15 protein-coding genes and 1 pseudogene are annotated in these 17,664 nt (G+C 41.8%); 7 read left to right on the top strand and 9 right to left on the bottom strand.

All coding sequences use genetic code 11. The annotated features are described in order from the left end of the window. Positions 1 to 26 precede the first annotated feature (26 nt). Positions 27 to 1,034 (top strand): helix-turn-helix transcriptional regulator, encoded by a 1,008-nt coding sequence (locus GPA07_RS01745; protein WP_071168335.1) that lies wholly within the window; start codon positions 27 to 29, stop codon positions 1,032 to 1,034. 35 nt (positions 1,035 to 1,069) lie between these two features. Here the strand turns inward: GPA07_RS01745 and yidA are convergent, their stop codons facing one another. Further along, positions 1,070 to 1,882, bottom strand: coding sequence for a sugar-phosphatase (gene yidA / locus GPA07_RS01740; RefSeq protein WP_008355652.1), 813 nt, complete (start codon positions 1,880 to 1,882; stop codon positions 1,070 to 1,072). A 307-nt stretch (positions 1,883 to 2,189) separates the two neighbouring features. On the opposite strand from yidA, the gene GPA07_RS01735 reads away from it, so the two are divergent. Both GPA07_RS01735 and GPA07_RS01730 read left to right on the top strand, forming a co-directional pair. Continuing rightward, positions 2,190 to 2,549, top strand: a complete 360-nt coding sequence (locus GPA07_RS01735; protein WP_008355654.1) for a MerR family transcriptional regulator — start codon at positions 2,190 to 2,192, stop codon at positions 2,547 to 2,549. A gap of 143 nt (positions 2,550 to 2,692) precedes the next feature. Next, positions 2,693 to 3,676 (top strand): Gfo/Idh/MocA family protein, encoded by a 984-nt coding sequence (locus GPA07_RS01730; protein WP_008355656.1) that lies wholly within the window; start codon positions 2,693 to 2,695, stop codon positions 3,674 to 3,676. Between the two features lie 40 nt (positions 3,677 to 3,716). On the opposite strand, the gene GPA07_RS19090 is transcribed toward GPA07_RS01730, so the two are convergent. Together GPA07_RS19090 and GPA07_RS19085 are read right to left on the bottom strand one after the other, a co-directional pair. After that, positions 3,717 to 4,439 (bottom strand): methyl-accepting chemotaxis protein, encoded by a 723-nt coding sequence (locus GPA07_RS19090; protein WP_232532096.1) that lies wholly within the window; start codon positions 4,437 to 4,439, stop codon positions 3,717 to 3,719. Between the two features lie 9 nt (positions 4,440 to 4,448). Continuing rightward, positions 4,449 to 5,234, bottom strand: coding sequence for a PAS domain-containing protein (locus tag GPA07_RS19085; protein WP_232532095.1), 786 nt, complete (start codon positions 5,232 to 5,234; stop codon positions 4,449 to 4,451). Positions 5,235 to 5,548: 314 nt separating this feature from the next. Here GPA07_RS19085 and GPA07_RS01720 point away from each other — a divergent pair, with 314 nt between their 5' ends. Beyond that, entirely contained in the window at positions 5,549 to 6,886 is a 1,338-nt protein-coding gene (locus GPA07_RS01720) for an amino acid permease (protein WP_008355661.1), read from the top strand. 215 nt (positions 6,887 to 7,101) lie between these two features. Here GPA07_RS01720 and GPA07_RS01715 read toward each other — a convergent pair whose 3' ends face one another. From GPA07_RS01715 to GPA07_RS01690, 6 genes are all read right to left on the bottom strand, one after another. Further along, entirely contained in the window at positions 7,102 to 8,199 is a 1,098-nt protein-coding gene (locus GPA07_RS01715) for a DNA alkylation repair protein (protein WP_442859327.1), read from the bottom strand. Between the two features lie 110 nt (positions 8,200 to 8,309). Next, positions 8,310 to 9,638 carry a GntP family permease gene (locus GPA07_RS01710; protein ID WP_008360715.1) on the bottom strand — a complete coding sequence of 443 codons (1,329 nt, stop codon included), beginning with the start codon at positions 9,636 to 9,638 and terminating at the stop codon, positions 8,310 to 8,312. 24 nt (positions 9,639 to 9,662) lie between these two features. Then, on the bottom strand, positions 9,663 to 11,207 hold the full coding sequence (gntK, locus tag GPA07_RS01705; RefSeq protein WP_157291927.1) for a gluconokinase: 1,545 nt from the start codon (positions 11,205 to 11,207) through the stop codon (positions 9,663 to 9,665). Positions 11,208 to 11,390: 183 nt separating this feature from the next. Next, positions 11,391 to 12,248, bottom strand: coding sequence for a MurR/RpiR family transcriptional regulator (locus tag GPA07_RS01700; RefSeq protein ID WP_157291926.1), 858 nt, complete (start codon positions 12,246 to 12,248; stop codon positions 11,391 to 11,393). Between the two features lie 85 nt (positions 12,249 to 12,333). Further along, on the bottom strand, positions 12,334 to 13,269 hold the full coding sequence (locus GPA07_RS01695) for a nucleoside hydrolase (protein WP_008360720.1): 936 nt from the start codon (positions 13,267 to 13,269) through the stop codon (positions 12,334 to 12,336). Between the two features lie 97 nt (positions 13,270 to 13,366). Then, on the bottom strand, positions 13,367 to 13,870 hold the full coding sequence (locus tag GPA07_RS01690) for a DUF1433 domain-containing protein (protein WP_157291925.1): 504 nt from the start codon (positions 13,868 to 13,870) through the stop codon (positions 13,367 to 13,369). Positions 13,871 to 14,025: 155 nt separating this feature from the next. Here GPA07_RS01690 and GPA07_RS19050 point away from each other — a divergent pair. The 3 genes and pseudogenes from GPA07_RS19050 (at position 14,026) to GPA07_RS01675 (ending at position 17,664) form a co-directional block, all read left to right on the top strand. Continuing rightward, positions 14,026 to 15,482: pseudogene (locus GPA07_RS19050) on the top strand (lipase family protein). 12 nt (positions 15,483 to 15,494) lie between these two features. Next, complete coding sequence (locus GPA07_RS01680) at positions 15,495 to 15,905, top strand: hypothetical protein (protein WP_008360727.1); 411 nt, start codon at positions 15,495 to 15,497, stop codon at positions 15,903 to 15,905. 82 nt (positions 15,906 to 15,987) lie between these two features. Beyond that, positions 15,988 to 17,664, top strand: coding sequence for a hypothetical protein (locus GPA07_RS01675; protein WP_157291924.1), 1,677 nt, complete (start codon positions 15,988 to 15,990; stop codon positions 17,662 to 17,664).

The following is a 17,664-nucleotide window of genomic DNA, read 5'->3' as shown; positions in this document are numbered from 1 at the left end:
AGTGGGGATATTGAGGAGGAGATCAAATGACCAATCCAGCCCTTCATTTTCAGCAGCTGAGAAAAAACATTCGAGACGAACTTGCCGATATCTGTGATTTTGATGCTGCCTGTATCACAACCATTGATCCAGCGACCCTCCTCTCGACGGGTTCTTTCACAGATGAACCGATTGAATCCATACATAACCAGCTGTTTCAAAATGAATTTTTAAAAAAGGATGTGCACCAGCATGAGGATCTGGCTAAAGGTCCTGTACACACTGCGAGTCTCGTCCAAAGCGGAGAATATCTCAATAGCGGTCGATACCAGCACATTTTGTTACCTAACGGATGGGCAGATGAATTGCGGGTGGCCCTTGTGATCCAAGGTGAATGCTGGGGAATCGCAAGCCTTTATCGGAAAAAGGGAAAGGAACCTTTTCATGAACAAGACATACAAGCGGTTAGCCGCCAATCACCAGCACTTGCAGCCAATCTGAGGGATGAGCTTTTCAAAAAAAGAGAAACGGAAGCAGATGAAACGGAGGAACATCAAGGCTTCCTCATTCTTTCACACGATTACCATCTTCTTTATGGAAACGAAGCTGGACTTCATTGGCTTCACACCTTCCAAACCTTTGAACAAATTCACGACGATGCCGTCATGCCCCGTCCGTTCAGAGCATTAGGCGCTAAGCTTTTATATGGTGGCGGTGACCAAACAGCGGTCAGCATATCCAGAATGCCGACAGGACTTTTTCTCTCTCTTCAGGCCTTTCGATTAACGCAGGCAACAGAGCAAGAAGAAGCAGTTATGATTCATATTAAACGAGCGCAAACAAGTGACATTCTTCCTTACGCAGCGAAAACATATCGCCTGACAGAAAGAGAAATGAACGTCCTTGACTGCTTAATAAAAGGGCAATCCACGAAGGAAATTGCCAGTACGTTATTTATCTCGCCCCATACTGTGCATGATCATGTAAAGGCGATGCTGCAAAAAACGAATTTGAGCAGCAGACGTATGCTCGTTTACTTTTTCTCACACATTTAAAAAAGCGGCTACCTCATTGGTAGACCGCTCTTTCTTTATTTTCCGATGACTCGCTCATGCAGAATATGTGCTACTCCAGCTTCATTATTGGATTTTGTCACAACATCCGCAACTGCTTTGACATCATCAATGGCATTTCCCATGGCAACGCCACAGCCTGCAAACTCAAGCATCGACACGTCGTTCCCATTGTCACCAATCGCCATCACTTCTTCACGAGAAATCCCCAGTTCATGAGCTAAAAGCTTCACAGCATTCCCTTTGCTCACATCAGGATGAAGGATTTCTAGGAAGAAATCTGTACTTTTCACCATCATATATTTATCCTTCACTTCAGACGGGATAGCTTGTATCGTCTTTTCCAAACGTTCCGGCTGATCAATATACATCATCTTCGGAAGCCTCATTGATGGCTCTGCCTCTTCAACAGGTAAATACTTAAGCGGCAATTTCGTTAAGTACGATTCAAGCACCGTGTATTCACTAATATCACGATTCGGTGTGTACAAATGAGCTGAATCGAAATAATGCATAGGTGTATCGAGCTGACGGCTCAGTTCATATAAAGAAGTCAAATCATCATAGGATAAAGTTAATTCTGACACCACTTCATTTGTATGGCTGTTTTGTACAAGCGCTCCATTGTAAGCAATCACATAATCTCCCTCTTGATCGAGCTGAAGCTCTTTTAAGTAGCGGTTCACCCCACCAATCGGCCGGCCTGTACATAAAACAATTTTCACGCCTGCTGCCTTTGCCTGTTGAATAGCTTCAAACACTTCATCCGGCACCATATGCTGATCATTTAATAACGTACCATCCATATCAATTGCGACTAATTTATACATTTACTGCTCCCCTTTTCTCAGCAAAACGTGCTGTCACTATTTAAGCGATCATTTCTATGATCACATGATGTTCCATCATACTATTTACCTATTTTAGCCTATCGTTTTTTTCTCAAGCTGTCTACTTGTTCATATCTGTAACAAAACATCACTTTCTCCTCATCTATTATAACGTATTCTATGAAATCTGCTGTGAATAGATCTGCTCTCTTTAACTGAATTGAAAAGAACAAATGTTCATCGGAGAATATTTTGAAACTAGCAAATCTAATTGTATGATGGATAGCAAAGAAAGGAGGTGAAGGTAATGATGACATTTACAAGAGGAAAATTGTCAAAAATGTCTGGTGTGCATATTGAAACCATTCGTTTTTATGAAAATGAGGGTGTGCTCCCTGAGCCTAAGAGAGCTCGTAACGGCTATCGTTTATATGATAAAAAATATGTACTGATGCTATCATTTATCACTGAAGCGAGAAAGCTAGATTTCTCACTTAAAGAAATTCGTGAAATTATCACGTTACTATTCGAGAAACAGTCCAAAACCGAAGCTGAACAGCTGCTCGAACAAAAAATAGAAGATATTCAAAACTCCATTCAAGAGTTAAAAAAGAGGAAAGCAGCCATTCAATTGTTAACAAAACAAACATTAGCCAACATCAGCTAATTGGAAGGGCTGCCAAAGTTGTGCCGGTATTCTTGACCGGCACCCCTCTGCCCCCAGTTGCCAATGCACGTTCTATGAAAACATCAGGTATACTAGAGACAGCTTTACTTGACATCAAACGTTTGGAAGGGGTTTTGAGTAGAATGAGAATTGCAACCATAGGGACAGGTGTGATTGTAGAAGGCTTTCTGCAAGCAATTGAACAGCTCGAAGGCGCTTCTTGCCACGCTGTCTATTCAAGAAAGGAAGCAACGGCAAAGAAACTCGCAGATCAATTTGGGGTGCAAACGACTTATACAGATTTAACCGCTATGTTAGAGGACCCACACATCGAAGCGGTGTATATCGCATCACCGAATCGTTTACATAGCGAGCATGCCGAAGCTGCATTGAAGCACGGAAAACATGTGATTTGCGAAAAGCCTTTTACCTCTACTGTGAAAGAGCTAGAAGCCTTAATCGCTCTCGCAAAGGAAAAGCAGCTCCTCTTATTTGAAGCGATTACGACCGTTCATATGCCCAACTATCATTTAATCAAAAAGCACCTTCATCAATTAGGCAGAATCAAACTGGTTCAATGCAACTATAGTCAATATTCAAGTAAATATAATCAGCTGCTAGCCGGCGAAACACCGAATGTCTTTAACCCAGAATTTTCAGGCGGCGCTCTCATGGATATTAACATCTACAATGTCCATTTCATCATGAATCTCTTTGGACCACCGGAGCAGATTCGCTATCAGGCGAACCGTCATCCAAACGGTATCGATACATCTGGTGTTTTGACCTTCACTTACAATGATTTCATTGCGACAAGTGTCGGCAGTAAGGATACAAGCAGCATGAACTTCGCATTGATTCAAGGAGAAAAAGGATTCATGCATGTGAAAAATGGGGCAAATGGATGTGAGGAAGTGCTGTTGCATATGGATGGCCAAGTGATCTCACTGAATGCACAAACGAATGCAAACCGACTGTTTTATGAAGCAGAAGCGTTCCAGCACATCATTGAAACAGAAAATCACAAGCAGTGTTATGCATGGCTTGAAGAAAGTCTTTCTGTCATGAAAGTTCTTGAAGCCGCAAGAAAAGACGCCGGCATTGTGTTCCCAGCAGACCATGCTTAAGCAAAAAACCGCCTTCTGATAAAAAAAGGCGGTTTTTACATTATATACTCTTTGAATACGCCACAAGACGTTGAGACATATGATTCACTTCATCAACTGAAGCGTTCACTTGCTCGGTTAAAGCAGCCTGTGTTTGTGTAAGAGCTGTCATATTCGAGATATTTTCAAGGATTTGATCAATCTGTGTTTTCATTTCAGTTAAACTAGATTCGATATTTTCCGTGGCATTGGCACTATGGAGCGCCAGTTTGCGTACTTCATCTGCAACGACGGAGAATTCGCGTCCCTGCTCACCAGCTCTAGCTGCTTCGATGGCGGCATTCAAACCAAGCAAATTCGTTTGGTTTGCCACTTCTTTGATCAAGTCTGAAATGTTCTTCGTCTCATCTGCACTGTTTTTCGCAAGATTTGCGGCAGACGTTGACTGCTCTTGAGCGACAGCAAGCTCCTGCGCTTGGTTTGTCACAGAGCTGATGCCCGAAACCATCTCACTAATAGAGCTTGAAAGTTGCTCTACTTGGGAAGCCATTTCATTGGCTGTTTTCTCTTTATTTTTTTCTAGCGTGATGTCACGAATGGTGCCTGCTACACGAAGAGGTACACCTTTTTCATCACGAATGGTTTCACCGCCTGCATGATACCAGCGGTACTCGTCATCTTTACGCTGTAATCTGTAATCAGTGTCAAATGGTGTGCGGCCAGAGTGGTCATTTAAATGCTCCGCAAAGGCTTGAAGAGCCCTTTCTTTATCTTCAGGATGCAAACGATCGCTCTAGCTGCTCAAAATGTTTGAGAAGTCATTTTCATCCGTAAAGCCAAGTGTTTTTCTGAACTGTGGAGACCACCAGAATTCATTGTCTGGATTCACAGGGTCGCCCGCCTCTACCACCATGTCCCAAGGCGCTTCCACAAGCGCAAGGTTGATCAAATCAAACCTTGTCACGAATGCTTGCAGCTCTTCTTCTTTCAATTTCTGATCATGAATATCAAAAAGAGCCCCTGCCACACGAAGAGGTACACCATGACGATCTCGAATGGTCGTGCCAGTTGCCTTGAACCAGCGATAATCCCCGTTTTTCAATTTCAAACGATACTCAATATCATACGGTGTACGGCCAGAATGATCCAATAAGTGCGTAGAGAATGCATTCAAGGTGTCTTCGTACTCATCTGGATGAATTCGAGATGCCCAGCTGTCTAGGACATTCAGAAAATCGTTTTCATTTTGAAAGCCAAGCATTCTGCGGAAATCATCCGTCCATGTGAATTCATTTTTCGGATTCACAGGATCACCTGCTACAACCGTCATATCCCATAAGCCTACTTTAATGGCTTTTGTCACTAAATTCATGCGCATCTGAATATCTTCATACGCTTCTTGCATCTTTTGCAAAGCTTCATTTATTTGAACCACTGCTTCTATTGTTTGACTAGAAGAAAATGCAGCAGTATCTATTCTTGCTGAAAAATCTCCCTTATTCGTTCTACTAATTGACTGCTTTCTCTTAGAAGGGTCCCCGACGATGAAACACTTGCTTTTCTCATAAACATCTTCCATAACTCCTTTTAATCTTTATTTATTGAAATATTTTATATTTATAAATCATTCTTTTTTAGGACTTTAGCATCACAAACGATATATCGACAACAACAGACAATTGTTTATGTCATCCATAAGGCAAATCTTCTTTTTTTTCGTAACGTTCAATAAATGATTTTTATTTTTGGAGATAGGGCGCAATATATGGATAAAAATAGGTTTTTTGATAAAATCAACCGGCTGTTCTGTCTGAAAAATCTCTTTTTTTATATTGACACTGACGTCTCGAAAAAAGAAAATGGAACATAAGCATTTTAAAAAAGGAGAACGTCATGAGCGCGAGTCAGGAACAACATGAATTAAAAAAGCTTTTATCGCCGCGTCACATTCGCATGATTGCAATGGGCGGTGTCATTGGTACAGGAATCTTTAAAGGAAGCGCCGATACCATCGGCTTAGCAGGTCCTGGGGTGATCTTTTCCTATGTATTTGCTGGATTGCTTCTTCTCATTGTCATGGCAGCTTTAGCTGAAATGGCGATCGTCTATCCGGGAAATAACCTTCGCGACCTCGTACAAATTGCGCTTGGTCAACGTTTTTCATTCGTTGTCGGATGGGTGTACTGTTTTATGTGGCTCACTGTATGTGTCATTGAAATCATTGCAGCGGGCAGTTTACTTCAATATTGGATGCCGAATGTCCCTTTGTGGTCCCTATGTTTACTTTGCTCACTCTTAGTGATCGGGATTAACTTAAATAATGTAAAATACTTCGGTGAAATTGAGTTTTGGTTTGCTGGAATGAAGATTTTTGTTATTATTGTCTTTATTTTTCTTGGTGCAGCACTATTATTTGGGGTTATTCCAAACGAACAAAGCACACCTGTCCTCACCAATTATCAAAACTTCGTCCCGAACGGATGGGGCGCTGTCTTCGCCTCATTATTAGTGGTTATTTTCTCTTATGGGGGCTCTGAATTGATCGGGCTGACCATTACAGAAACAAAGGATGCGGAGAAGGTATTACCTGGTGTTGTCAAAAGTATGATGTGGCGTATTATTTTATTTTACACATTGCCGATTTTAATTATTTGCGGACTGATTCCTTGGAATCAAATCGATCCCAATAACAGTCCTTTTGTTCAAGTCTTTTCAGCAGCTGGCATGCAAGGCGCCTCTCACTTCATTAATTTCGTATTAATTACAGCCGTTCTATCTGCTGCCAATTCTGGAATTTACGGAACAACACGAATGATTCATTCTCTTTCTAAATCAGACGGCGGTCCGAAAAAGCTGGCACAGGTCAATCAAAGAGGTGTACCTATTTTAAGTTTATGGGTGACTGTTCTGTTTCTCTTAATCGGAACATTCTTTGCTTACTTGTATCCAGACCAAATTTTCAGCTATATGCTGGCTATTCCTGGTTTTGCTGTTTCTCTTATTTGGATCAGCATCTGCCTGGCACATTTGAAACTGCGTCCAACATATTCACAGGAACCGTATTTCAAAGTTTGGCTGTTCCCGTATTTGACGTTATTTGCTGGTCTTGTGCTCAGTGTCAGTTTTGTAATGTTCCTATTCAGACATGAGAACTTACCTAGTTCCATTATCAGCATCGGTTTCTTAGTAGCTGCCATCATTGCTTCATTCTTAATGAAAAAGAAGGCTTAACCACCAAAACCCGCCTCAATGGGCGGGTTTCAGATTGTTGACAAAGGGCTAAAATGATTTTTATTTTAGCCCTTTGTCTTCTTTTCAGCGTGACATGAAAACCTTTGCAGTCTAGGAAGGACAAGTACCGGCGCGGAGCGAATTTAACATTCGTGAGCACCGGCACGCAGGACTGACAAAGAAGGCGAGGGTTTGTCTATACGCTGAAACCCGCCTCAGTGGCGGGTTTCTTCATGAGCTGCTGCGACCTCAAAATCAATTGACGCTTTTGGGATGCCGTTGATGATGATTGTTAATGTATGCGTTCCCTCATAGTGCTTTCTCGTCGTCATGTATTGAAACGACTGGGACCTGACGAATTCTTTATGTATCGCTGAGCCTGTTTCAAATTCTGTGATTTTAAATACCTTTTGATTGCGGGTGCCCCGAGCTTTCACGTAATCAATGGCATATTCAACGCGCAGCTTTAACGGCTTATCCGCCTGAAGAGTAAATTGAAAGGTCATTTTTTCTCCGATACGAATGGGGTCTTGCGTGACCTTCAAATCCATTACTTGAATAGACGGATCATCTCCATAGCTAAACATAGCCAAGATATCTGGATCACCTTTTTTCAATAACGTACGGGATGCATGTTTGACAATCCAATTCGTATGTGGATTGTCCCCGTACCACCTTTTGACCGTTTGCTTCATCAAATCAGGCTGAATCGCAGAAATATCATTTAAATGATTCGCTACACTTTTTTGCACATACTTGGCCGAATCAGACTTCAAGTTTTCCAAAATGGGCAGCGTGACCGAAGGATCCTTTTTAAGCGAAGGAACTGATAATCCCCATGGCAAACGAGGTCTGCATCCTTCACTCGCCAGCCGGCGAATATGCTCATTTTGATCCTTTGACCACACGAGCATCTGCGCAAGCATTCTCTCTTGATCTAGAATGAGAAAAGGCCGAACGGCAAATTCAGCAGTGGAAAACGGGGTAAAGAATTCAAGCGCCTTGATCGAGATATCCCAATGGTCAAGACCATACGTCTCGACGTAGTCTGGAAATACGAGCGCACTGAGCCCTGTAAAATGCGGCGCCGCCTGACGCAGTACCTTGATTGCTTGCTCATACTCCTCTGGCAGACAGGCATGCATTGATTCAGTAACTCTTCTCATTCGCCCTTTTAACTCAAGCTCCTGCCAATCCTCTTGAAACACGAGCTGTTGAAAATGACCGGCATCAAATACAGCGGACTCTTGTGCAAGTGTCTCCGCTAACTTTTGAATAAACGACTCATGATATACATTTTTTAATGGTTCGATCTTATCCGCCTCCTACATCTCAATATCATCATTCTAACCCAATCATTCAAAAGTGGCAGCGTCAACAGCTGAAAAAAGCCCAATTCCGCAGAACTGGACTTTGATACAACCTATAAAAACATATTAATGATCATAATAAATGCAAGAGCACTAACGGAAATGATCGTTTCCATAGCCGTCCACGTTAAGAACGTCTCTTTAATGGTCATGCCAAAATACTCTTTGATCAGCCAAAAACCAGAGTCATTGACATGAGACAAAATCAACGAACCCGCTCCTGTTGCCAACACTAGAAGCTCTCTGCTCACATCCGGCATGGATGCAGCAATCGGAGCTACAATACCAGCGGCCGTCATCATGGATACCGTAGCAGATCCCGTTGCCACACGAATGACCGCAGCAATCAGCCAGCTAAGTAAAATCGGTGAAATCGGAGAATGTTTGGCTAAATCGGCAATATATTCACCAACACCCGAATCGATCAGTATATGATTGAAGGCCCCGCCTGCTCCAATGACAAGCAGAATAGAAGCGATCGGCCCTAAGCACTCATTACTAAACGACAGTACCCGGTCACGGCTCATTCCCTGAATAAAGCCAAGGCTGAAGAAAGAATACACTGTTGCAATCAGCAGGGCTGTAATTGGATCTCCGATGTATTTAAACAGCTGAAACCAAAAACTGTTCTCTGGCAAAATAATATCTGCCAGTGTGGCAAGAAGCATAAGAATGACCGGTACCAAAATGGTAAACATCGTATTCGCAAAGCCTGGAAGCTTACGGTCTACATTTCGTTCAGTGAATTGCTTTTTGAGCATCTCTGGAACTGGTTTATGTATCCGTTTTCCAATCCACTTTCCATACAGTGGTCCAGCAATGATAGCTGTCGGCAAACCGACGATAATTGATAAGAAGATGGTTTTCCCCACATTGGCTTGGTAAATCCCTACTGCTGCCATTGCAGCTGGATGAGGCGGCACAAGCCCATGCACAACAGACAATCCAGCGATTAAAGAAATCCCAATCGTCACGAGCGATATACCCGTTTCAATCGCAATGGTAAACAGTAAAGGAATCAGAAGAACGAATCCGACCTGGAAAAAGACAGGTATACCTACGATAAAGGCAACGAACATCATCGCCCAATGCACATTCTTCGTCCCAAATCGGCCAATTAATGTTTGAGCTATCCGCTCAGCTCCCCCTGACTCAGCCATCATTTTCCCAAGCATGGTCCCAAGCGCTAGAACAATCGCCAGTAATGATAACGTGTTCCCTAACCCCGTTTTAATCGATTGAATGATTTCCTGCAAATCCATACCTGTAGCAAAGCCTACTAGCATAGAGGTAATAATTAAACTCACAAACGGATTCAACTTAGCGATTGTAATGAGAATGAGTAAAAGGACAATCGCCGCAATCACAATGAATAAGAGCATGCTCTCCCACCTTTCTCCTGATGTTTAACGATTTTGTTTTAATTGCAGCGCACTAATGACATCAAATTCATCCTTCAATTTGTCATAGAGGCGCTCGTATAAATAAAACAGCTCTATGTATGTCTCATTGTTCTCCATATTTGGTTCATGACGGGCCGAAATTCGTATCCATTCTTTAACCTCTTCTATCTCACCCATATGACCTAAACTATGAAGAGCGAGGACAGCTGCTCCAAGTGCCGAAGCCTCATAGCTTTCTGGAACAAGCACTTCTCTGCCCATCGTATCCGCTAAAATTTGTCGCCATATTGGAGATCTCGCAAATCCGCCTGAAGCCCGAACATCCTTCGCTGAACCAGTTAAATCTCTTAGTGCCACACCGATCGAGAACACACTCATAATGACGCCTTCTAAGACGGCTCTAATAAAATGCTCACGCTTATGCTGGAGACCAATACCAAAGAAAGTGCCTCTCGCATTTGGATTCCAATAAGGTGCACGTTCACCTGTTAAAAATGGTAGAAATAGCAGTCCCTCTGAGCCAGCCGGAACCTTTTCTGCAATATCAATCATCAAATCGTAAGGGTCCACGCCAAGACGCTTTGCAACCTCCACCTCTGAAGAAGCAAATTCATCTTTAAGCCATCTCAGCATAATTCCGCCATTATTGGTCGGTCCTCCTACCACCCAATGCTTGTCCGTCAGCGCATAGCAAAACGTCCTTGATTGCTCATCTGTGACTGGCTTTTCTACGACTGTACGGACTGCGCCGCTTGTCCCGATCGTGACAGCCACCTCTCCTTTTCCAATCGCGCCGACACCTAGATTTGCTAGAACACCATCATTTGCCCCAACAACAAAAGGCGTCTCTTCTGCAATACCCATTCGCAGCGCAATCTCTGGCTGAAGCCCTCTCAGCTGATGCGTCGTTGGGACAAGTTCAGACAGCTGATTGGCTTGAATTCCAGCAATGCGAAGTGCCTCTTCGTCCCATTGAAGCGTTTTCAATTGGAACAGTCCCGTTGCTGAAGCGATGGAATAATCGACCACATACTGACCGAAGAAATGATAAAGAACATACTCTTTTATGGAAATGAATTTTGCAGCCTTCTTGAAGACATCAGGTGCCATTTCCTTGATCCATCGTATTTTTGAAAGCGGTGACATTGGATGGATCGGTGTACCCGTTCTTTTATAAATTTGAAAGCCATCCATGTCCGTGATAATGCGGTTCGCTTGTTCTGCACTTCTGTTATCAGCCCAAATGATACTGTTCGTTAATGCCTTACCATACTCATCCATGACGATCAAGGAATGCATCGCTGTACTAATCCCCACGCCTATGAGATTTTTTGCATCAAATGCGGCTTTCGTCAATGCGCCTCTTACACTCGCAATGACAGCATCTAATATATGTTCAGGGTTCTGCTCAACCCATGCCGGCTGCGGGTGAATGAGTTCATAAGGAACAGAATGTTTTGATAACACTTTCCCCTGTGGTCCAAACAGAACCGCCTTTGTACTTGTTGTCCCAATATCCAAACCAATTACTGCTTGGTTTCCCTTCATCTGTATCACGCCCAATCATTGATTTGAAATAAAATTCATGGTGTTGATGTACCTGATAAATCCCATTATAGGAATATTTTTTTCGGCATTCAATGACCAAAAGAAAATTATTTTCATTCAAAACCTCACAATCGTTACCACAACAGCATTTTTCCCTATTAGAAAAATTTATTTTTGAAACCATTACACCCTTTTTTGCGAAATGGTTTCTCTCATTTTCTTCAAATTGGTTAATGTTTCCTGCTGTCTTAAATGAGCAAGTGCAAAATAAAGGACATCAATTACAGTGAGCTGAGCAAGTCTTGCAGACATCGCTTCTGTTCGGAAAGCTGTTTCTTGCGTCGATGTATATAGCGTGACATCTGCAAGCTGACTCAATGGGGAACGCTGATAGCTTGTAATGCCAATGGTTTTCGCTCCTTTTTCCTTTGCTGTTCTCATCGCATCGAGTAAATCCTTGTTTCGGCCAGAATGAGATATACCAATCACTGTACTGTGATGATCAAGAAGCCCTGCAGACATCGCTTGAAAGTGAGAATCTGTATGAACAATACAATTGATGCCTGTCCTCATAAATTTGTGAAAAGCATCTGTAGCAATAAGGCCAGACCCGCCGCTGCCATAAAACTCTAAGCGTTCAGCCTCATGGATTAATTGTATAGCCTTTTCTACATCTTCTGGATTCAACAATTGAAAACTATCCTTTAATGCAGATATATTCGCTTGGAATACCTTTTGCATAAAAACAGCTGTATCATCATCAAGACTCATCTCTTCATCTACATAATCACGCTTTGTTTGATCTATTTCCTGGGCAATAGCAATCTTTAAATCTTGATAACCCTCAAATCCAAGCCTTTTACAGAGACGAAAAATGGTTGCTTCTGAGCTCGCTGTCTTTTTGGCAAGCTCGATAATAGACAAATGGATGATGTCGCGGGGTTCACTCGTAATATGTTCCGCAATTGCTTTCAGTTTTGGCGGTAATCCTCTGCTTGATGCCCGTATCTTTTCAATACTACTTAAACTGACAGAAGCCATTCGACTTCACTCCTTCCATGTGAACGCATACATTTCCTCATGTCCCCATCTTATAAAAAAGAAGCCTGTTTGCACAGACTTCTTTTTAAGAATTCATGACTTTGATCAATAAATCAAAAAAGGCTTCATCATCGACATCCATACACACTTGGACATTACGTTCTTTTCCCCATTGATGCTGAAAATCACATATCATTTGACCATCACAAAACTCACTTTTCGTCTCCACTTCTACATGAAAAGCCTCTGTTTTCACAAGCTGATTGTCAATTGCAAGACTCACAGCAAGCGGATCATGCATGGCGCACGCCCACACCCCATTCCGTTCAAAATAGCGCTGGCGGTAAATGTTTGTACTCTCTCTGATATAATCTGCCAACGTTTCATTTTGAATCGCATCAATTCTCTCATCCGTTAACAAGACTTGTCTCGTGACATCTAATCCAACTTGAGTCAATGAAGGGAAGCCAGCTTCCAGCACCACTTTCGCTGCTTCTGGGTCTGCATATGTATTAAATTCTGCTACCGGTGTGACGTTCCCCTGTCCCTTCACGACACCACCCATAAAAATAACTTCTTTCACGTGATGAATCAGCTCAGGGCATTTTTTCACCGCAAGGGCTAAATTCGTTAAAGGCCCTGTCAACACCAGCGTGACCTGCTGCGAATACTGCAACACCTGTTCAATGATAAAATCAGGTGCAAAACCAGCATCTGCGGTCTTCTTAGGCTGGACATCCTTCAAAGCACCGCCAATTCCATCCTCACCATGCACCCGATGTTCATAATGAGGTGCTCTTAAAAGAGGAGTCGCCGAACCTTTCATGACAGGGATTTCATCTGCCTCAACCAACTCAAGCACTTTACACGTATTCAATGTAGCCGCATCAACAGACACATTCCCGCACACCGTTGTAATCCCCAATATATCAAACCGTTTACTTTTCACTGCAAGCAAAATGCCAATCGCATCATCTATTCCAGTATCAACATCCAAGATCAATTTCTTTGTATTTGCCATGTTTGAAAACTCTCCCTTATTTGAAAGTGTCGTTAGGGGAATGATAGCATATTATTTTTGAAATTGATTTAGGGAATCAATCGGCTTTGTCGACTTGTTACTTCTCTTTTTCCCCAATGTCTTTAAGATATTGCTCTCGTTCTTTTTTGGAAAGGCTATTTAGAAAATCTTCTTTCACTTGTGGGTCAAAATCATCCCAGTTCTCGAAACGGTCTGATAAATCAGGGTCATAACTCATCGAATCTACTTTGTCAGATTCGTACCTTAATAATGCTTCGAAACTAAATCTCTCTGGTTTATCATTGATATATCCTCTAATAATGATATGCCCCATCGGATTAATCGTCACTTGATTTTCAAACGTGATTTTTTTGATAAAATGATGGATATCTCTTTTATGTAAATGTTTCTCAATTTTCGGCTTCATCTTCTCCGCATACTCTTCTGCTTGTTCTTGATCGCTTTTTTCATTTTCTTGCATGCTGTCATTTCCTCCTAAATCATTTATATTGTTTTGATGTTTATTTTGAAAAATGAGTAAAATCACTGCGATAACTATGATGAGAAATAACACACACACAACTTTAATTGTATTTTTCATTATAAATAATATCCACCTTTTAAATTTATATATATTTTTTCTATCAATCTTTTTTATGCATTAAATAGATAATTAACCCATTATATATTATAATTTACAACATCAATATTATTACAGGAGTGACGATTTTGTCTAAAACTTTAAGGTTAGATAAAATGACAGATGAGGACTATAATTTAATTTCTTCAAGATCTTATAGTATAGAAAACTATAAGAATTCAAAAGAGATAGAAATTAGCAACGGTAGAAGAATGTATGTCGTTGATTTTCAAGAAACGAAAAAAGGTCTTAATGCACTAACCCTTGTCTCAAAAGAAGATTATCGTAATTCAAACAATGGCAAAGACCTCACCAAAATCAAAAACGCCGTCATCGCTTATCGCGGGTCGGAGCCGATTGGCGCAGGGCAAATAAAGATACCATTAAAAAACATGGAAAAAAAGAGTCGGATGATCTTCTTTCTACCATTTTGACAAAGCTGCCTCCTTTTAACCAGTCACAGACGTCAAAGGAAGTGACGACTAAGGTGGCAACGGGGACAACTACCTATACAAATGAGATTGTACAGGATTGGTTGGTTTCTGATACCAAGTATTTGATGAAAAATATCCCTTTTGAGCATGGTGCGGAAAATCAAATGGTTCAAGCAGATCGATATGCGAAAGAGATCCATAAGAAAATGCCAAATGCCAAGATGTATGTGACCGGGCATTCACTTGGCGGGTCAAATGCTTCCTATGTTCTTGTCAAAAATGATTTTATTAAAGGCGGAGTCACATTTGAGAATCCAAATATTTACCCAAATCTATCGGATGGTCTGCAAGCCAAAGCGTTAAAAGGTGATTATCGCAATAGATTAACAGAATATATCAATCTCAATGACGGTCTTTCTCTTTTAAATCGACATACGACAGAAATAGGTCGTGTGAAAGTGATGTATGATGCCGCTCTACCTGAAGGCGTCGATTACTCCGAGGACTCCTCAAAAGCCGTCCAATTTATAAAAAATCTCCTCAATCGGGCAATGAGTGTGAATCCTTCACTGGATGCGAATTTATTCCTTGAAGCCCTCGCTGGCAGTCATGGCTTAGATCGTTATTCCTTTTCGTCAGATGGCTCCGTTCAAACCATTGATGATATGTTGAGAAAAAATCCTTCTCTCACTTCCGCCATGTTACATCAATTGAGTCAGTCGAATGTTCACCCGCAAAGTGTGATAGCGATTTTAATTAAGTCGCATGTGCTCATGAACACAGGACGTAAATTCTCGACATATGCCGAGCACCATATGCAGCAAATCATTCGCAAAATCGAAAAACTCGATGACAAAGTGGATCAATCGGTAGAACGAGTACGCTCGAGATACAAACAGATTGTTGGTTTTGGTTCGTATGACCAACTGACGGCTTGAGACGTTGATGCTGTCATTCACCACTTAAAAACAAAAGGTCTTGAGAATGAATTCTACTCAGTCAAAAAGTATGATACAGCCATTGATCACGCGATGAATCTAAAGAGATGGCTCGACTCAATATCAGATGATATGAGCCAGCTCGGAAAACAATACCACGATGCAGATACAGCTCTTGCAAAGAATATGGGTATTTCGTAAGGAGAACGAAGAATGGAATTTTCAAAAAAACAACCAACAGATGCAGATCGTTTTTTGCAAAGAATGACAGATACACACACATCAAGCTCCGTCTTCTCTCAAGCTAACTTTGACACGAAAGACATGACACCAGCAGAGCTGGCTGCTTTGAAAGCAAAAATCAAAGAAGAACAGAAAACAGCGCTGATCAGAGCCATACGGCATCAGCTTCAACATGAATTTGCAGAAGATCGGCAAGAAGCGGAAGACATTTTAGATCAGATCGATACGCTTCTTATGAAAGTCTATAAACATCAGAAGCAAATCCAATCGCATATGTCAGGCCAAGCCATTGACGCCTTAACAGAGAAAATCGAGCAAAGGCTGACGTTTTTTGAACTGAAAGAAGATGTTCGTTCCGCCATCAACTCGATCGGCATTTAAATGAACCTTCCATCCGATGAATCTTTTCCCCGCCTCACTCGTATATACTAAAAGAGTGATTGATTTGAAAGGAGATCTGTTTGTGGGATATATTTTGCTATTTTCGGTTGTGATCGGTCTTATCTTGACCCTTTTGCTCACACCACTCAGGTTGATCGTTAGAAAGAAAGGGACTGAACAACAGGTACCGCTCACGTGGATTGCGGGTCTGGCATTGCTATTTATCATCGGAATTTTCGGTTTCTACTACATCACCAATTTAGATCGGAACCCTTCATCATTATGGCTGATTGGACTTGTTGTGACAGCAGCAGGCGCCTTATTATCAGTGGGGTTAGAGCGGAAGATCAAAGGCGTATTATTTCTCATTTTATTGCTGCTCGGTGTTTATATGGCAACCGCTTTTCTATTCAATGCAAATGAAAAATTCAACGTCTCTAAAATGGATCAAAAAGTAGAAATCAAAGCGTTTGATGAGACGGAAACACCCGCGAGTGTACCTCCGCAATTTGCGCGCAATAAAATGAAGAAATCGTTCGGACAGGTTCCAAACACAAGCTACTATGAGCTTGGCAGCCTGCAAATTCAGAAGGTCAACGGCGAGTATGTGTACATCGCACCAGTGGAGTTCTCCGATTTCTTTAAATGGATTCGTTCTGGTAGCACACCGGGTTACTTTACATTAAGTGCGACCGACTCATCTGCCAATCCAAAGTTTGTGAAAACCGAGATGGTCTATACGCCTTCTTCCTATTTCAATAAGGAAATTGAGCGGCATATCCGTCTTCAGTACCCAGATTTGATTTTCTATGGAGACACGCAGCTCGAGATCAATGATGATGGCAAGCCTTATTACATTCAAACGTATGGTGATTTCATCTCTGCAAGAAATGGCTTTAAAGCCTCGGGCGTGGTCGTTGTTGATGCCAAAACTGGCGCAACGAAGAAATATTCTTTAGATCAAGTACCTGCCTTTATTGATGGTGCTGTTTCTCCAGAAGCGGTCAGTCTGCAAAATAGCTACTTCGGAAACTATGTTCATGGATTCTGGAACAGTATGTTTGGAAAATCAGATGTGAAGCTGCCTTCAGATGAGGGAACTGAGGCGAATGTGAGTCCAGTCTTTGATTCTAAAGGAGATATGTATTACTTCACAGATTTCACAAGTCCAAAAGAGGGCGTTGATTCCATGCTCGGCTATGCTCTGACAAATGCCCGGACAGGAAAGGCGACGTATTATACTGGAAATCTTGAAGCATCCTACATGGATTCTCAAGGAGCATTGCAAATTATTGAGAAGCGATTTATCGAGAAGAAATGGAAAGGCAGCATGCCAATTCTGTATAATTTCTATGGAGAAGCCAGCTGGCTTACACCTGTTCTCGATTCAAACGGATTCCTGCAAAACTACTTTATTGTTTCAGCAGCCAACCCTGAAATCGCTGCATACGCTTCTACACCAAACGAAGCACTACGAGCCTATAAAACAGCTCTTCAAAAAGGCGGCGGCACTGTCAACAGTTCATCTAAGCAAGAAAAGAAAGATACGTCAGGCAAAGTGAAACGAGTGTATAAGGAAAAGACCGGTGATTATACAACCGTCACCTTCCTGCTCGACGACGGGAAAAACTACACCATGTCCTCTGAAAAAGAGCCTCTTGTGATTTATTTAAAAGAAGGGGATCAGGTTACGATCAAATATACAGATACAGGTGAAATTTTCCTTCCAGTAGATGAAATAAAAATCAAAGGACTATAA

The organism is Bacillus sp. ms-22 (assembly GCF_009759805.1).
Classification (GTDB): domain Bacteria; phylum Bacillota; class Bacilli; order Bacillales; family Bacillaceae; genus Bacillus; species Bacillus xiamenensis.
This window is presented reverse-complemented; position numbering and strand designations above follow the sequence as displayed.